Origin of the sequence: Streptomyces brasiliensis (assembly GCF_014647875.1) — a bacterium.
In the GTDB taxonomy this organism is placed as follows: Bacteria; Actinomycetota; Actinomycetes; order Streptomycetales; family Streptomycetaceae; genus Streptomyces; species Streptomyces brasiliensis.
Window position 1 is genome coordinate 139,770 of the sequence record NZ_BMQA01000012.1, and the last position, 17,200, is coordinate 156,969.

Below are 17,200 nucleotides of genomic sequence, written 5' to 3' on the forward strand. Positions count from 1 at the left end.
CAGTGCTTCTGGTCCACGTGGGTGTCCGAGGGCTACGGAGGCTTTCTCGGCGACTGGGATGTTGAACGGGGTGCCGTGCGGGTGCAGTGCGTTCACTCGATCGGTCGTTCGGCATGCCCGGCGTTTTCTGATGGTGCGTCAGGAAACTCCCGACCACTCTGTGCCGCGGATCGTCACTGTGTGCAGCAAAAAGCGGAGGATCACGCGAACGTGATCCTCCGCCTCGGGGAGTGCCGGGTGCGGGACTCGAACCCGCACGTCCTCACGGACAGATGTGTTTGAGACATCAGCGTCTGCCTGTTCCGCCAACCCGGCAACAGCGCTGAGTCGGAGTGTACCTGGTCACCGCCACACAGTTCAGCTAGGTAGTCTTCATAGACAGCAGCACCTCCCCGGCCCGTATCAAGGAGCCCCCCGTGACCGCCGAGTCGCCCCAGCCCGTAGACGTGCCCGACGACGACAAGTCGCACGTGCCTCCGCTGACGACCCGTGTCGTCATCGCGGAGGACGAGGCCCTGATCCGGCTCGACCTGAAAGAGATGCTGGAGGAGGAGGGCTACTCCGTCGTCGGTGAGGCCGGTGACGGCGAGCAGGCCGTCGAGCTCGCCCGCGAGCACCGGCCGGACCTCGTGATCCTCGACGTGAAGATGCCCAAGCTCGACGGCATCTCCGCGGCCGAGAAGATCGCCGAGGAGTCCATCGCCCCGGTCCTCATGCTCACCGCCTTCTCCCAGCGCGACCTCGTCGAGCGCGCTCGCGACGCCGGCGCCATGGCCTACCTCGTGAAGCCGTTCAGCAAGAGCGACGTCGTGCCCGCGATCGAGATGGCCGTCTCCCGCTTCACCGAGCTGAAGCAGTTGGAGCAGGAGGTCGCCGACCTCACCCAGCGCCTGGAGACCCGCAAGCTCGTCGACCGCGCCAAGTCCATCCTCCAGACCCAGTACGGCCTGACCGAGCCGGCCGCGTTCCGCTGGATCCAGAAGACGTCGATGGACCGCCGTATGTCGATGCAGCAGGTTGCCGAGGCGGTCATCGCGGACAACGAGGAGAAGAAGGCCGCCAAGGACAAGGGCTGACCTTTCCCGGGTACGCCGAGGCCCGCGCCCCCGAACTGTTCGAGGGGCGCGGGCCTCGCCGCGTCGTACGGGTCAGTCCTCGCCGAGGTACGCCTTGCGTACGGACTCGTCGTGCAGCAGATCCTGGCCGGTGCCCGACAGGACGATGGTGCCGACCTCCATGACGTGGCCGTGATCGGCCAGCGACAGCGCGGCCTGGGCGTTCTGCTCGACCAGCAGGATGGTCGTGCCCTGGGACTTCAGCTCGGCGATCGTCGCCATGATCTTCTGCATCATGATCGGCGACAGACCCATCGAGGGTTCGTCGAGCATCAGCAGCTTCGGCTGGCACATGAGCGCGCGGCCCATCGCCAGCATCTGCTGCTCACCGCCGGACAGGGTGCCCGCGGCCTGCTTTCTGCGCTCCCCGAGGATGGGGAAGAGGTCGTAGGCGCGCTGGATGTCCTTCTCGATGCCCGGCTTGTCGGTGCGCAGGAACGCGCCGAGGCGCAGGTTGTCCTCGATGGTCATGCGGGGGAAGATGTGCCGCCCCTCGGGGGAGTGGGCGAGCCCCAGCGAGACCACCTGATGGGCGGGGATCTTCCTCAGCGACCTGCCGTTGAACCTGATCTCCCCGCCGACCGGCTTGAGCAGGCCGGAGAGCGTGCGCAGGGTGGTGGTCTTGCCCGCGCCGTTCGTGCCGATCAGGGTGACGACCTCACCGGCGTCGACCTTGAAGGAGATGCCCTTGACGGCCTCGATCTTGCCGTAGGCGACCCGCAGGTCCTCGACTTCGAGCAGTGCGGTCATCGGTCGTTCTCCTTGCCGGGCGCGGCATCCGTGGTGGTCTCGGCGTGCGCCTCCGCGGCCTCGACCTCGGCGACCTCCTCGTCGCCGGGAGCGTTCTCGAAGGGCTCGCCCAGATAGGCGGCGACGACCCGCTCGTCGCCCTGAACGGTCGCGCTGTCACCCTCGACGAGCTTCTCGCCCTGCACGAGGACGGCGACGCGGTCGCAGAGGTTGAAGATGAAGCGCATGTCGTGCTCAATGACGAGGACGGCGATGCCTTTGTCACGGATCCCGAAGACCAGTTCCTCGGTGGCCCGGGTCTCCTGCGGGTTCATGCCCGCGGTGGGCTCGTCGAGGAGGAGCAGACCCGGTTCGCTGGCCAGCGCCCGGGCGATCTCCAGCTTGCGCTGCTCGCCGTAGGGCAGGTTGCGGGCGAGGTGCTCGGCCTTCTTCTCCAGGCCCACGAACTCCAGGAGTTCCATGGCGCGTGCGTGGGAGGCCGCCTCGGCCCGGTGGAAGCCGGGGCCACGCAGCAGGGCCGACCAGAGGCCCTCCTTGGTGCGGGTGTGGCGGCCGACGAGCACGTTCTCCAGGACCGTCATGTTCGCGAACAGGCGGATGTTCTGGAAGGTACGGGCGATGCCGGCCTGGGTGACGAGGTGGGGTTTGGGCGGCAGGACGGTGCCCTTGTACTTCACTGTTCCGCTGGTCGGGACGTAGAGGCCCGTCAGGCAGTTGAAGAAGGTGGTTTTGCCGGCGCCGTTGGGCCCGATGAGGCCGACGATCTCGCCGCTGTTGACGGTGAGGTCGACGGAGCGTACGGCGGTGAGGCCGCCGAAGCGCATGGTGACGTCGCTGGCGTCGAGGACCGTCGTGGTGGTGGCGGTTGTGGTGGTGGTCATGGCGGTCACGCCCCTGCCTTGGCGACGCCGGTGGCACCTTCGGACAGCGCTGTGGCTTCGGGTACGTCGAGTTGTCCGGCTTCGTGGAATTCGAGCTGCTTCCTGCGGTCGGCGACGAGGCCTTCGGGCCGGAAGCGCATGAGGAGCATGAGCGCTATGCCGAAGAGGAGGAGTTGGTAGTCCGCCATGAACTGGAGTTTGGCCGGGATGAGGTAGAGGAGGGAGGCGCCGATGAGAGGTCCGCTGATGGTGCCCATGCCGCCGAGGATGACGGCGGCGAGGAGGAAGGCGGAGTTGGGGGGGACGGAGCCGGCGAACTGGTACTGCTCGGGGGTGACGCTGTAGGAGACGTGGGACTGGACGGTGCCGGCGAAGCCCGCGAGGGTGGCGCCGAGGGCGAAGGCGAGGAGCTTGAGGCGGAAGCCGTTGATGCCCATGGCGGTGGCGGCGGTCTCGTCTTCGCGGATGGCGACCCAGGCGCGACCGATGCGGGAATCCGCGGAGCGGCGGAAGACGGTCACGACGACGGCCGTGAACAGGAGCATCAGCAGGTAGTAGTTGGCGGAGCGGGTGAGCTGGTGGCCGAGGACGTCGTGTGGCAGACCGAGGTTGAATCCGAAGATCTCCAGGTCGGGGATGTTCGGGATGCCGTTGGAGCCGTTGGTGACGTCGGGGCCGCTGTTCCCGTTCAGGTTGTTCATGGTGATGCGGAAGATCTCACCGAAGCCGAGGGTGACGATGGCGAGGTAGTCGCCGCGCAGCCGCAGGGTCGGGGCGCCGATGACCACACCGAAGATCAGCGAGGCGGCGGCGCCGGTGAGGACGGCGGCCCAGAACGGGAAGTGGACGCCGATGGTGGACTGGGGGGAGCCGGAGACCAGGGCGGCGGCGTAGGCGCCGACGCCGAGGAAGGCGACGTATCCCAGGTCGAGGAGGCCGGCCAGACCGACGACGACGTTGAGGCCGAGGGCCACGGTCGCGAAGATGAGGATGTTCGCGCCGATGAGGGCGAACTGGTCGTTGGTCTGGGTGAAGGGGAAGCAGATCGCGGCGGCGAAGGCCGCCGCGACGGTGACGTTGCGGTGTTTGGTGGTGAGGGCCGACAGCCGCTTGAGGAGGCCGGCACGGGCCACTGCGGTGAATCCGAAGCCGGCGATGATGAGGAAGCCGACGAACAGTTCGGAGTATTCGGTGCCGATGCCGTAGGCGAAGACGTAGAGGCCGATTCCGAAGCCGGCGGCGATGATGAGGATCTCGGCCCAGGCGGGGAGGTCCTTGGCGCGACCGGGGTCGGGGGCCGTGAGTGAGTGACGGAGCCTGCCCCAGAGGCCCGGGGCGGAGTCGTTTTCGTCGTAGGGCCGGTCGACGGGGAGGCCGAAGGCTGCGATCACGGCGACGAGGGAGCCGATGCCGGAGATCCAGGCGCCGGGTTCGAGGTTGACGAGGCCGCCGAGTTCGTCGCTGATGGCGCCCATGGCGTAGCCGGTGGTGCCGAGGGTGCCGAGGGCGAGGAGGACGACGGGGCTGTTTGTACCGCCGGGGGTGAGCCAGCCGAGTCCTCGGATGCCGTAGCCGGAGAGGCCGAAGAGCAGGGTGAGGGTCGCCCCGATGAGGGTGAGGACCTGCAGGCCGCCGGGGTAGCCGGTGACGGTGAGGTCGCCTGGGAATTCCGGGGTCCAGGTCCAGGCGAGGAAGGTGCCCACGAGTGCGACGGCGGAGCCGGCGACGGTGGTGATACGGGCGACGGCGGGGGGCAGCGGAATCAACGGTGCCGCCGTGGTGGGCGACTTGGTGATGTCCGCGGTGTTGTCGGTGGGTGTCTTCGTGGTCATGGGTATCACGCCCGATCCGCGACGCGTTCGCCGAGGAGGCCTTGCGGTCGGAAGAGGAGGACGAGGATGAGGAGGGCGAAGGCCCAGACGTCCTTCCAGGCGCCGCCGCCGAAGAGGTCCATGCCGGGGATGTCGCCGATGTAGCCGGTGGCGAGGGCTTCGGCGACGCCGAGGACGAGGCCGCCGAGCATGGCGCCGTAGATGTTGCCGATGCCGCCGAGAACGGCTGCGGTGAAGGCCTTGAGGCCCATGAGGAAGCCCATGCGGAAGCCGACCTGGCCGTTCTTGAGGCCGTAGGCGACGGCGGCGATGGCCGCGAACGCGGCGCCGATGGCGAAGGCCATGACGATGATGCGGTCGGTGTTGATGCCCATGAGTTTGGCGGTGTCCGGGTCCTGGGCGGTGGCCTGCATGCCGCGTCCGGAGCGCGTCTTGGTGACGAAGAGGCCGAGGGCCGTCATGCAGATGGGAGCGGCGATGATGATGAAGAGGTCGCCGCGCTGGATGTTGGCGCCGAAGATGTCGAAGGGGCCGCCGTTGAACTGGGGGAAGGGGCGGTCCTTCTTGGCGTCCGGGTACCACTTCCAGACGATCTGCTGGAGGACGATGGACAGTCCGATGGCGGTGATGAGGGGTGCCAGGCGGGGTGCGTTGCGCAGAGGGCGGTAGGCGAAGCGTTCCGCCGCGGTGGCGACGGCGACCGAGACGATGATGCCGCCGAGGATCATGAGCGGGATGGCTACGCCCAGCGCGAAGTCCTTGGGCAGCCAGAGCCAGACGGTGAGGGCCCCGAAGCCCCCGACCATGAAGATCTCGCCGTGGGCGAAGTTGATGAGCTGGACGATGCCGTAGACCATCGTGTAACCGATCGCGATGAGTCCGTACATCGCGCCGAGGATGAGTCCATTGGCCAGCTGTTGCGGCAGTTCGTTCACCGCAGGGCCTCCGTGGAGTGGTTCGGATACGGCGCCGCGCGGGAACGCTGGTGGGCACTCCCGCGCGGCCTGATCAATGTGTGAGGTGGAGAGGAATCGTTGTTCTTTCCTCGCTCAGCCGACCTTGGGCACCCCGCTGTATTCCGGCGTCCACGCGTTGCTCTTGATCTTGTACGCGGTCATGGTGTGGTTGGTGGTGTCGCCGTACTGGTCGAAGGAGATGGTGCCGGTGACGCCGTCAAACTTGATCTTGCTCATGGCGTCCAGGACCGCCTTGCGGCCGTCCGTGGGCAGCTTGCCGTCGTTGCCCTCGACGGCGAGCTTGACGGCCTCGATGATGGACCAGGTGGCGTCGTAGGTGAGGCCGCCGTAGGCCTCGTAGGCGTCCTTGTAGCCCGCGGTCTTGTAGTCCGCGATGAACTTCTTGGCGGAGGCGAGCTGCTCGACGGGCTTGCCGACGGAGGTGGCGAGGTCGCCTTCGGCCTTCTTGTTGAGCTTGGGGTAGTCGCCGGAGTAGACGCCGTCGCCGCCCATGAGCGGGATGTTCTGGCCGCTGTCCTTCAGCTGCTGGCTGAGGGGGGCGGCGGCCGGGTACTCGCCGCCGTAGTAGAGGGCTTCGGCACCGGTCTTCTTGATCTTGGCGACTACGGCGTTGAAGTCGCGGTCGTCGGGGTTGACGTGGTCGTTGCCGACGATGGTGCCGCCGAGATTGGTGAAGTTGGTCTTGAACGAGGCGGCGAGGCCGGCGCCGTAGGTCTTCTGGTCGTCGATCAGGTAGGCCTTCTTGACCTTGGCCTTGTTGTAGAGGTAGTCGGCGGCGAAGGCGCCCTGGATCTCGTCCGTGGTCGCGGTGCGGAAGAAGGTCTTGAACTGGCGGACCCTGTCACCGGTCTTCCAGCCGTCGCCCTGGGTGAGTTCGGTGCCGGTGTTGGCGGGGGAGACCTGGGTGAGGCCGGCGTCGTTGAACGGCTTCTGCATCTGCTGGGAGACGCTGGAGTTCAGCGGGCCGACGACGCCGAGGACGTCCTTCTCGCTGATGAACTTCTGGGCGTTCTGCTGGCCGACGGAGGGCTGGGCCTGGTCGTCGAGGGGCTCGACCTTGAACTCGATGCCCTTGACGAAGCCTTCCTTGTTGGCCGTCTTGGCGGCCAGGTCGGCGGAGTTCTTGATGCCGAGGCCGAGGGCCGAGAGGTCGCCGGTGAGCGGAGCGTCGACACCGATCACAACCGTGGTCTTGTCGCCGCTGCTGCCGCCCTTGTCGTCGCGGGACCCACAGGCGGTGAGTGTCAGCGATCCCGCCGCAAGTGCGGCGGTGATAGCGATGATCGAACGTTGACGCACGAATCAGGTCCTTTCCCTGGCACGGCGGCTCCCCGTGGAACGCACCGAGTCCGGCGCCGTGGCGATAGGGCTGTGAATCCCTTGGCGCGGTGACTGGCCGTGACTCTAAGCGCGTGCAGGGAACGTGGAGGAGTGTCTGAACAAGGCTGTGACGCTCTTGTTATGACACGGCGTAATGCAGAGCGGTACTGGGTGGGGGGAATGCGCGGAATTCCAGCCGATTTACCCCGTCCGTATAGTGAGAACCTGCAGGACGCGTGGCTATGTTTTCAGGTGCGTTCAACTGTTTTGGTGATGACGCGGGGCTGGTCCCGCGGGCGACTCGGCCGACTTCCGAGTGTGGTGTGGGCAGTGGGGGCGCTGGAGTTGAGGCAGGTGGCTCCCATTGCGCGCTTATTACGCAGCGTTACGTCCAGGAAAGAGGGTCGGGTGTTTGCGGCACTTTCACATATTCCGTGACAAGAGCGACGCTCATCCCCAAGGGCCTTTGCGTGGGCCGCCCGTTCGGTACCACTCCTCGCAGCCCTCGTGCGCCTTGCGGTCGATGAGCCGGTCGGCCGCGCGGGCGTCACCGCGTTCGAGTTCGCCACGGGTGGCGTCCACGACGTCCATGAGGATGTCGTACTGGCCGTCGGACAGGCCCATCGACTGGTAGTCGCCGTAGGTGTCGTCCTTGAGCTGCCTGCGTGACCAGTACGCGACGATTCGCGTGCACAGCTCCTCGGGTGACGTGGTGCGGGGCGAGGGCCTGCCAGTTGCGGTCGCCGGACCGCTCTGGCTCTTCGCCCCGTCCGCGGCTCCGGAGCCCGCGCATCCGGCGGCCAGAGGGCTCGTCAGGAGCACCAGTCCGAGCCCCAATCCAAGTGCCGCCCGCCGAGTGGAGGCCCTTCCCGTAGCCATGCCTCGACGCTATGCGGCCAGGTGGGTGACATCAACCGGCGGACGGCCGGGGTCTGTTGGAGGAGTGTCAGTCGGCCGCGCGCGGGTGGGTTCCGTCGGTGGGCCCCGCGTCCCGCAGCAGGCAGGTCAACCGGGCGGTGCAGACCCGGCGGTCCTCCTCGTCGGTGATCACGATCTCGTACGTCGCCGTGCTTCGCCCCCGGTGCACGGGCTTCGCGACACCGGTCACCAGGCCCGACCGCACACCCCGGTGGTGCGTGCAGTTGAGGTCGACGCCGACCGCGATCTTCGAGTTGCCGCCGTGCAGCATCGAGCCCACCGAGCCCAGCGTCTCCGCCAGTACGGCGGACGCTCCTCCGTGCAGCAGTCCGTACGGCTGGGTGTTGCCCTCCACCGGCATCGTCCCGACGACCCGCTCCGGCGACGCCTCGACGATCTGCACGCCCATCCGCGTACCCAGGTGCCCCGCGGAGAACAGGGCGGGCAGGTCGACCCCGAGGGCCGCGTACTCGTCGATGATCTCCTGCGGGAACTTCACCTGCTGCTGCTCACCCATGGACCGGCTCCGTTCGGCGTACGTGTGTCTGTCGGCTGACGCTTGTCTGCTGAGCGAACGCTCAGTCGGTCGCCGATTGTTCCAGACGGACGACGACGGACTTGCTGGCCGGGGTGTTGCTGGTGTCCGCGGTGGCGTCGAGCGGCACGAGCACATTGGTCTCGGGGTAGTATGCGGCCGCGCAGCCACGCGCCGTCGGGTAGTGCACCACCCGGAACCCCGCGGCCCGCCGCTCCACACCGTCCTGCCACTCGCTCACCAGATTGACGTACGACCCGTCGGTCAGCCCCAGCTGCCCCGCGTCCTCGGGGTTCACCAGCACCACCCGGCGCCCGTTCTTGATCCCCCGGTAACGGTCGTCGAGGCCGTAGATCGTGGTGTTGTACTGGTCGTGCGAGCGCAGCGTCTGCAGCAGCACGCGGCCCTCGGGAACCTTCGGGTACTCGATGGGCGCCGCCGTGAAGTTGGCCTTGCCGGTGGCCGTCGGGAAGCGCCGCTCGTCGCGCGGGGCGTGCGGCAGGGCGAAGCCGCCCGGGCGCTCCACGCGCGCGTTGAAGTCCTCGAAACCGGGCACTACGCGCGCGATGCGGTCGCGGATCGTCGCGTAGTCCTTCTCGAACTCCTCCCACGGCACCACGCTGTCCTCGCCGAGCACCCGCCGCGCCAGCCGGCACACGATGGCCGGCTCGGACAGCAGGTGCGTGCTCGCGGGCTCCAGGCGCCCGCGGGAGGCGTGCACCATCCCCATCGAGTCCTCGACGGTCACGAACTGCTCGCCACTGCCCTGCAGATCGCGCTCGGTGCGGCCGAGCGTCGGCAGGATCAGCGCACGCGCGCCCGTGACCACGTGCGAGCGGTTGAGCTTCGTCGAGACGTGCACGGTCAGCCGGGCCCGCCGCATGGCCGCCTCGGTGACCGCCGTGTCCGGGGAGGCGGAGACGAAGTTCCCGCCCATCGCGAAGAACAGCTTGGCGTCGCCGTCACGCAGCGCGCGGATGGCCCGTACGACGTCGTAGCCGTGCTCGCGCGGGGGCGCGAAGCCGAACTCCTTCTCCAGGGCGTCCAGGAAGGCCGGGGCTGGGCGCTCGAAGATGCCCATCGTGCGGTCGCCCTGCACGTTCGAGTGGCCGCGCACCGGGCACACGCCCGCGCCCGGGCGGCCGATGTTGCCGCGCAGGAGCAGGAAGTTGACGATCTCGCGAATGGTCGCCACGGAGTGCTTGTGCTGGGTCAGGCCCATCGCCCAGCAGACGATGGTGCGCTCGGAGGCGAGGATCATCCCCAGGGCCTGCTCGATGTCCGCGCGCGTGAGGCCCGTTGCGGCGAGCGTCTCGTCCCAGTCGGCGGCACGGGCGGTCTTCGCGAACTCCTCGTACCCGTGGGTGTGTTCACGGACGAACGCTTCGTCGACGGCGCCCTCGGTCTCCACGATCAGCTTGCCCAGGAGCCGGAAGAGGGCCTGGTCGCCGCCGATGCGGATCTGCAGGAACAGGTCGTTGAGCGCGGCGCCCGTGGTGAGGCCCTTGGGCGTCTGCGGGTTCTTGAACCGCTCCAGGCCGGCCTCGGGCAGCGGGTTGACGCTGATGATCCGCGCGCCGCCCGCCTTGGCCTTCTCCAGGGCGGAGAGCATGCGCGGATGGTTCGTGCCCGGGTTCTGACCGGCCACGATGATCAGGTCGGCCTTGTACATGTCCTCCAGCAGGACGCTGCCCTTGCCGACGCCGATCGTCTCCGAGAGGGCCGAGCCGGAGGACTCGTGGCACATGTTCGAGCAGTCGGGGAGGTTGTTCGTGCCCAGCTCGCGCGCGAAGAGCTGGTACAGGAACGCGGCCTCGTTGCTGGTACGGCCCGAGGTGTAGAAGAGGGCCTCGTCGGGGGAGCCGAGGCCGGCGATCTCCTCGGCGACGATGTCGAAGGCGCGCTCCCAGCTCACCGGCTCGTAGTGCTCGCCCCCCTCGGGGAGGTACATGGGGTGCGTGAGACGGCCCTGCTGGCCGAGCCAGTAGCCGCTGCGGGTCGCCAGGTCGGCGACGGAGCGCGCGGCGAAGAACTCCGGGGTGACCCGGCGCAGGGTGGCCTCCTCGGCCACCGCCTTCGCGCCGTTCTCGCAGAACTCCGCCTTGTGCCGGTGGTCCGGCTCCGGCCAGGCGCAGCCCGGGCAGTCGAAGCCGTCCTTCTGGTTGACGCTCAGCAGCGTCAGCATGGTCCGCTTCACGCCCATCTGCTGCTGGGCGATGCGCAGCGTGTGGCCGATGGCCGGCAGTCCCGCGGCAGCGTGCTTCGGCTCCGCGACCTGCGGCGCGTCCTGAACCGGATCGCCCTTGGGCGGCTTGCTGGCCATCGCCCGCTCTCCTTACGACTGTGCGCGTGATGTACATCTCCGATCCTCGCACGCACGGGCGACAACCCTCGAAGCCGCCTGTGGATCTCCGTTCACCTGCTCCCCGCCCGCCCGCCCGCAGGCAGCGGGGGAGGTGCCGAACCGACCGCCGCCCCCTCGAACCGCCCGTACCTCACCGAAGCCGCCGATCCGCCGGAGACGAGCGGCACACGCTGCCGGAGACGAGCGGCACACGCTGTCAGTGCCGCGTGGCAGGATCGGGGACGTGGCAGAAACAGCAGCGAAGAAGACCGACAAGACCCCCGGAGGGGCCCGTCCCCGGCTGATGCTCATGGACGGGCACTCGCTGGCCTACCGCGCGTTCTTCGCGCTGCCCGCGGAGAACTTCACGACCGCGACGGGCCAGCCGACGAACGCGATCTACGGCTTCGCGTCGATGCTGGCCAACACGCTGCGCGACGAAGCGCCCACGCACTTCGCGGTGGCCTTCGACGTCTCCCGCAAGACGTGGCGCTCCGAGGAGTTCACCGAGTACAAGGCGAACCGCTCCAAGACCCCGGACGAGTTCAAGGGCCAGGTCGAGCTGATCGGCGAGCTGCTCGACGCCATGCACGCGCAGCGCTTCGCGGTCGAGGGCTTCGAGGCGGACGACATCATCGCCACCCTCGCCACCCGGGCCGAGGCCGAGGGCTTCGAGGTGCTGATCGTCACCGGTGACCGCGACTCCTTCCAGCTGGTCACCGAGAACACCACGGTGCTCTACCCGACGAAGGGCGTCTCCGAGCTGACCCGGTTCACCCCGGAGAAGGTTCTCGAGAAGTACGGCTTGACGCCCGCCCAGTACCCCGACTTCGCGGCACTGCGCGGTGACCCGTCCGACAACCTCCCCGGCATCCCCGGCGTCGGCGAGAAGACCGCCGCGAAGTGGATCAACCAGTTCGGGTCGTTCGCGGAGCTGGTCGAACGTGTCGACGAGGTCAAGGGCAAGGCCGGGCAGAACCTCCGCGAGCACCTGGAGGCCGTCAAGCTCAACCGCCGGCTCACCGAGCTGGAGCGCCAGGTTGAGCTGCCGAAGACGGTCGCCGACCTGGAGCGGGCGGCGTACGACCGCAAGACCGTCGCGATGGTCCTCGACACCCTGGAGATCCGCAACCCGTCCCTGCGCGAGCGGCTCTTCGCCGTCGACCCCGGCGCCGAGGAGGCCGAGACCACCCCGGTCGCGACGGACGGCGTGGAGCTGGACGCCAGCGTGCTCGGCACGGGCGAGCTGGCCCCCTGGCTCGCCGAGCACGGCGCCGAGGTGCTGGGCGTCGCCACCGTCGACACGTGGGGGCTCGGCACCGGCTCGGTCGCCGAGGTCGCACTCGCCGCGCCCGACGGGGCCGCCGCCTGGTTCGACCCGTCCGAGCTGGACGAGACCGACGAGAACGCGTTCGCGACCTGGCTCGCCGACGCGGCCAGGCCGAAGGTGTTCCACAACGCCAAGGGCGCCATGCGGGTCTTCGCCGAGCACGGCTGGAGCATCGAGGGCGTCGCCATGGACACGGCGCTCGCCGCCTACCTGGTCAAGCCGGGCCGCCGCTCCTTCGACCTGGACGCGCTGTCGCTGGAGTACCTGCACCGCGAGCTGGCCCCCGCGGCGGCGGCGGACGGCCAGCTGGCGTTCGGTGCGGACGACGGCGCCGAGGCCGAGGCCCTGATGATCCAGGCGAGGGCGATCCTCGACCTGGGAGAGGCCTTCGAGGGCCGCCTGCAGGACGTCGGCTCGGCGGACCTGCTCCGGGACGTGGAGCTGCCCACCTCCGCGCTGCTGGCCCGCATGGAGCGACATGGCATCGCGGCCGACCGGGCGCACCTGGAGGCCATGGAACAGATGTTCACGGGCGCCGTGCAGCAGGCGGTGAAGGAGGCGCACGCGGCAGCCGGGCACGAGTTCAACCTCGGCTCGCCCAAGCAGCTCCAGGAGGTCCTCTTCGGCGAGCTGAACCTGCCCAAGACGAAGAAGACCAAGACCGGCTACACGACCGACGCCGACGCTCTGGCCTGGCTCGCCGCCCAGACCGACAACGAACTGCCGGTCATCATGCTCCGCCACCGCGAGCAGGCGAAACTGCGCGTCACGGTCGAGGGCCTGATCAAGACGATCGCGGCGGACGGCCGTATCCACACCACGTTCAACCAGACGGTGGCGGCGACGGGCCGGCTCTCCTCCACGGACCCGAACCTGCAGAACATCCCGGTCCGTACGGACGAGGGCCGCGCCATCCGCCGCGGCTTCGTCGTCGGCGAGGGCTTCGAGTCGCTGATGACCGCCGACTACAGCCAGATCGAGCTGCGCGTGATGGCCCACCTGTCCGAGGACGAGGGCCTGATCGAGGCGTTCACCTCGGGCGAGGACCTGCACAACACGGTCGCCTCGCACGTGTTCTCCGTCGAGCCCTCCGCCGTGGACGCGGAGATGCGGCGCAAGATCAAGGCGATGTCGTACGGCCTGGCGTACGGGCTGTCGGCCTTCGGCCTCTCCCAGCAGCTGAGCATCGAGGCGGCCGAGGCGCGGGCGCTGATGGACACGTACTTCGAGCGGTTCGGCGGCGTACGGGACTATCTGCGCCGTGCGGTCGACGAGGCACGGGCGACGGGCTACACCGCGACGCTCTTCGGGCGCCGCCGCTATCTGCCCGACCTCAACAGCGACAACCGTCAGCGCCGCGAGGCGGCCGAGCGGATGGCCCTGAACGCCCCGATCCAGGGCACGGCGGCCGACATCGTCAAGATCGCGATGCTCAACGTCGACCGGGCGCTGCGCGAGGCGGACCTCAGGTCCCGGATGCTCCTCCAGGTCCACGACGAAATCGTCCTGGAGATCGCCCCCGGCGAACGGGAGGCGGCAGAGGAGATCGTCCGCCGTGAAATGGCCGACGCGGTCCACCTGAGGGCACCGCTGGACGTCTCGGTCGGTGTGGGCCCGGACTGGGAGTCGGCGGCCCACTGACGCCCGTGAGTCACGAGGGTGGTTGCTCGCCGGTCGTCCGCATTTTCTTGCCCCCGGCAACCAAATCCCGCCGCAACGCGAGCAACCACCGGAGTGTCTCCGGGTCCCACGCCCTCAAGGCGGTGGGGGAGGTGCCGAACCGGCCTGGACCCATGTCCGCCGCCCCCCCCCGCTGCCCAAGCGGCGGAGCCGCCAGCCAAATGGCCCCCGCCAAAACGCCCCCGCCAGTCCCGAGGGGCAAGGATGCGTGGCATGGGTATACGCATGCTTCACCACCGGACGGCTCCGGCACGGACCACGGCAGCGGCCGACGCCGCCACGGCCGCGCCGCTGTCGTCGTCCCCGCTGGTCCCGGCCCTCGCGGCCGACGCAAGCACCGCCCGCATCCCCACCGGCCCGGCGACGACGGTGCGCACCACAGTGGCCGGCCTCGGCCGCCGACTCACCGGCCACGTCACCCGCCCCGGCCTGGCCCGCGCCTACCGCCACTGGTCGGAACTCGGCCGCAGCTATCTCGCGCTGCTCCTCACCTTGGTCCCGCGTTCACGCCCGCAGCGCACCATCACCGTGTTCGCGGTGACCCTCACCGAGCGACCGGACGGCTCCGCGCGGCCTCGTCCCGGCCGGGACGAGCAGAAACCGGAGCCGGGCGCCACACCCTGACGCCCGCGGCGTACACCAGCAGCCCCAGCACCAGCCCCGCGCCCGCACCGAAGCACACCGTCGGCACCAGCTCCCAGGGCTTCGCGGTCGCTTCCCAGTACGCCCACCGGCGCACCACCCGCTGCGCGGCCCCCACCGCCGCGCAGCCACCGATCACGGCACCGGCCCACCACCGGTCCCGTACCGACAGCGACGGCATCCCCGCGAGCCGTGCGGGTGCCCGCCGTACCGCGTACACCACGAACGCGGCGATGACGAGGGCGGCCACCGCCGAGCCGCCGTACTGCAGGTACCAGTACAGCGGCGAGCCCGCCACCTCCCGGCCCAGGACCCGTAACAGCCGCATCCCCCATCGGTCGAGGTGAGTGAACGCGTCCCATACGACGTGCGTCAGCGCGCCGAGGGCCGCCGAGACGTACCACCACGCCACCGCACCGGCCCGCACGCGCGCGTGTGGCGCCCCGCACCGCGTCAGGGCCGCGATCCGCCCCTGCCGCCCGCGCGGCAGCAGCGCCACCAGTGGTTCGCGCACGAGCAGCCACAGCCCGACCAGCGCCCAGGCGATCGCCACATCGACGGTGAACACACCGGCGAACGAGTGCGTGACCGTCCCGAACTCCATCGCGCCCGGCAGGACACTCGCCGCGTAATAGGTCATGTCGGGGGAGAACGAACCCGCCGCGAGTACCGCGGGCACCAGCCGCCCCCGGCCGGTCCCGTCCCCGCGCACCGCGGGCAGGACGGCGGCCGCATGGCTGAGAGTGAACGGCAACAGGGCTCCCTGGAACGGCTGTCGACCGCGTTGGCGACCTGGTCATCGCGTTCGTCAAGTATGTGGGACCGATCGGGATGACAACGCGACATGGCCAATCGGTGAAAACCGGGCGTCAACGGGTGCCCACGCAAAGGAAGTTGTCGTAGGGTCGCCTGGGTCGGCGCGCCGGGGTGCCATCGAACACAGGAACGCATGACTCGACAGGCGTAACGGGGGCAACCGCGACAGCGGGTCGACCGTCACAACGGGGCGAGGCAGGCAGACGGAGACGGGCGCGACGGCGTCCATGGGAGGGGTTCACTCTATGGCGGCGCATTTCGGCAGGCGACTGCGCAAGGGGGCGGCGACGACGGCCGTTGCCGCGGCAGCGGTCGCGGCTCTGTCCGCGTCCCAGGGTCCGGGAGTGACCCACGGCAACCACGGCACACCGGCCGCCGCCGGCGCCACGTCCCCGGACTCGGCCCCCGCCGACAGCGCCACCGGCAACTCGCCGTACTACACGGACCTGCCGCCGCTCCACAGCCCCAATCCCAGCCCGTCCACCGGCATCGGCACCCCCGTCTCCCAGGGCGACGCCGAGGCGGGCATACCGGCCACCGTCCTGGACGCGTACAAGAAGGCCGAGGCTGAGCTGCGCAGCTCCAAGCCGGAATGCAACCTGCCCTGGCAACTCCTCGCCGCCATAGGCAAGGTGGAGTCGGGCCACGCGAGCGGTGGCCGCGTCGACGCCGACGGCACCACGACCACCCCGATCCTCGGCCCGGAACTCGACGGCAACGGCTTCGCGCTCATCAAGGACACCGACAACGGCGCGTACGACGGCAACAGCGCGTACGACCAGGCCGTCGGCCCCATGCAGTTCATCCCGTCCACCTGGGCCTGGGCCGGCCGCGACGGCAACGGCGACGGCAAGAAGGACCCCAACAACGTCTACGACGCCGCACTCGCCGCCGGACACTATCTGTGCCGCTACGGCTGGGACCTGTCCGACGAGGGGGACCTGCACAGCGCGATCCTCAGCTACAACGACTCGCAGGACTATCTGAACCTGGTCCTGTCGTGGCTGGAGTACTACCGCAAGGGCACCCACTCGATCCCGGACGGCACCGGCTCCCTGCCGGGTCACCGCAGTGACGAGCCCCGCGGAGCGAGCCCCGACCCGTCGCCCACGCCGCCGAAGCCGCCGAAGCCGGGCAAGACGCCGCCGGCGTCGGGCACGCCGAGCCCCGAGCCGCCCGCCACCACGCCCCCGTCGAGCACGCCGCAGACCCCCACCGACACCGTGGACCACCTGGCGGACGCCGGCACCGCCACGCTCACCGCGATGGCGGGCGACGCGTTCGCCGAGCGGATCAGCACGCGCGCCGAGACCGCGGCGGACAAGGCCGTCGGCAAGGTCCGGATCCGGTTCACGCTCATCGGCGACACGGACACGACCTTCACGGGCGGCGAGACCGTCGCCACGGTCGTCACCGACAGCACGGGCGTGGCGGTCGCACCCGCGCTCCAGGCGGGCGAGCGGACCGGTGACTTCACGGTCCACGCCGTCGTCGTGGGCCGCACGACGGTCGCGGGCCTCGACTACCACGCCGGTGTGACGCCGCGCGCCGCCGACACCCTCGCCCGCACCGGCGACACGGCGCTGACCTGCACGCCGGGCGGCGAGTTCGCCGACCAGGTCGAGGTGAAGGCGACCTACCAGGGCGCCGTCGCGGACAAGGTCGCGGCCACCGCCACGCTCATCAAGTCGGCGGACGACGCGACCGAGAACGACAAGGGCCCCTACTTCAAGGACGCCGACGGCAAAACCGTACGCACCCTGACGGGCCTTGTGACGGACGCGAACGGTCTGCTGAAGCTGCCGAAGCTGTACGCGGACGACACCACCGGCACCTTCCTGCTCCGCATCACCACCACCGGCGGCGCGACGCTCACCGTCGAGCTGACGGTCGCGGCGCCCGACACCTCGGCCAGTCCTACGCCGAGTTCCTCCCCGACGGCGTAACGGCCGCCGGGACGACGCTCGCACCAGGGCGCCCCTCCGCTTCGGCGGGCGGGCGCCCTCGTCCGTGTGTGCAACGTGTTCTCATCTCGCCCGCCCGTTGCTACGGTGCCGGAC

Annotated in this window: 13 protein-coding genes and 1 tRNA gene; 4 read left to right on the forward strand and 10 right to left on the reverse strand. The window is 69.4% G+C overall.

The window, feature by feature from the left end:
* Positions 1 to 231: 231 nt before the first annotated feature.
* Positions 232 to 315: transfer RNA gene (locus tag IEZ19_RS20480), tRNA-Leu, on the reverse strand.
* A 101-nt stretch (positions 316 to 416) separates the two neighbouring features.
* Between IEZ19_RS20480 and IEZ19_RS20485 the strand changes: the two genes are divergently transcribed.
* On the forward strand, positions 417 to 1,076 hold the full coding sequence (locus IEZ19_RS20485) for an ANTAR domain-containing response regulator (protein ID WP_189312684.1): 660 nt from the start codon (positions 417 to 419) through the stop codon (positions 1,074 to 1,076).
* 72 nt (positions 1,077 to 1,148) lie between these two features.
* Here the strand turns inward: IEZ19_RS20485 and IEZ19_RS20490 are convergent, their stop codons facing one another.
* The 8 genes from IEZ19_RS20490 to IEZ19_RS20525 form a co-directional block, all read right to left on the reverse strand.
* Positions 1,149 to 1,865, reverse strand: a complete 717-nt coding sequence (locus tag IEZ19_RS20490; RefSeq protein WP_189312685.1) for an ABC transporter ATP-binding protein — start codon at positions 1,863 to 1,865, stop codon at positions 1,149 to 1,151.
* Positions 1,862 to 2,746: an ABC transporter ATP-binding protein gene (locus tag IEZ19_RS20495; protein ID WP_189312686.1), complete on the reverse strand. Its 885-nt coding sequence runs from the start codon at positions 2,744 to 2,746 to the stop codon at positions 1,862 to 1,864. Before IEZ19_RS20495 ends, IEZ19_RS20490 begins: the two co-directional genes overlap by 4 nt.
* Positions 2,747 to 2,751: 5 nt before the next feature.
* Positions 2,752 to 4,578 carry a branched-chain amino acid ABC transporter permease gene (locus IEZ19_RS20500; RefSeq protein WP_189312687.1) on the reverse strand — a complete coding sequence of 609 codons (1,827 nt, stop codon included), beginning with the start codon at positions 4,576 to 4,578 and terminating at the stop codon, positions 2,752 to 2,754.
* A gap of 5 nt (positions 4,579 to 4,583) precedes the next feature.
* Entirely contained in the window at positions 4,584 to 5,513 is a 930-nt protein-coding gene (locus tag IEZ19_RS20505; RefSeq protein WP_189312688.1) for a branched-chain amino acid ABC transporter permease, read from the reverse strand.
* Positions 5,514 to 5,627: 114 nt separating this feature from the next.
* The gene (locus tag IEZ19_RS20510; RefSeq protein WP_373297016.1) at positions 5,628 to 6,854 is read right to left on the reverse strand and encodes a branched-chain amino acid ABC transporter substrate-binding protein; all 1,227 of its coding nucleotides are present in this window, start codon (positions 6,852 to 6,854) and stop codon (positions 5,628 to 5,630) included.
* A gap of 471 nt (positions 6,855 to 7,325) precedes the next feature.
* Positions 7,326 to 7,754, reverse strand: a complete 429-nt coding sequence (locus IEZ19_RS20515) for a hypothetical protein (protein WP_229840499.1) — start codon at positions 7,752 to 7,754, stop codon at positions 7,326 to 7,328.
* A gap of 67 nt (positions 7,755 to 7,821) precedes the next feature.
* Positions 7,822 to 8,310: a PaaI family thioesterase gene (locus IEZ19_RS20520; RefSeq protein ID WP_189312689.1), complete on the reverse strand. Its 489-nt coding sequence runs from the start codon at positions 8,308 to 8,310 to the stop codon at positions 7,822 to 7,824.
* A 61-nt stretch (positions 8,311 to 8,371) separates the two neighbouring features.
* The gene (locus tag IEZ19_RS20525) at positions 8,372 to 10,651 is read right to left on the reverse strand and encodes an FdhF/YdeP family oxidoreductase (RefSeq protein WP_189312690.1); all 2,280 of its coding nucleotides are present in this window, start codon (positions 10,649 to 10,651) and stop codon (positions 8,372 to 8,374) included.
* Positions 10,652 to 10,916: 265 nt separating this feature from the next.
* Here IEZ19_RS20525 and polA point away from each other — a divergent pair, with 265 nt between their 5' ends.
* Positions 10,917 to 13,643: a DNA polymerase I gene (polA, locus tag IEZ19_RS20530; protein ID WP_189312691.1), complete on the forward strand. Its 2,727-nt coding sequence runs from the start codon at positions 10,917 to 10,919 to the stop codon at positions 13,641 to 13,643.
* A gap of 252 nt (positions 13,644 to 13,895) precedes the next feature.
* Positions 13,896 to 14,306, forward strand: coding sequence for a hypothetical protein (locus IEZ19_RS20535; RefSeq protein ID WP_189312692.1), 411 nt, complete (start codon positions 13,896 to 13,898; stop codon positions 14,304 to 14,306).
* Here the strand turns inward: IEZ19_RS20535 and IEZ19_RS20540 are convergent.
* On the reverse strand, positions 14,227 to 15,078 hold the full coding sequence (locus tag IEZ19_RS20540; protein ID WP_189312693.1) for a DUF4184 family protein: 852 nt from the start codon (positions 15,076 to 15,078) through the stop codon (positions 14,227 to 14,229). The two genes, IEZ19_RS20535 and IEZ19_RS20540, sit on opposite strands and share 80 nt — an antisense overlap.
* Positions 15,079 to 15,385: 307 nt before the next feature.
* On the opposite strand from IEZ19_RS20540, the gene IEZ19_RS20545 reads away from it, so the two are divergent.
* The gene (locus IEZ19_RS20545) at positions 15,386 to 17,086 is read left to right on the forward strand and encodes a lytic transglycosylase domain-containing protein (RefSeq protein ID WP_189312694.1); all 1,701 of its coding nucleotides are present in this window, start codon (positions 15,386 to 15,388) and stop codon (positions 17,084 to 17,086) included.
* Positions 17,087 to 17,200: the final 114 nt, after the last annotated feature.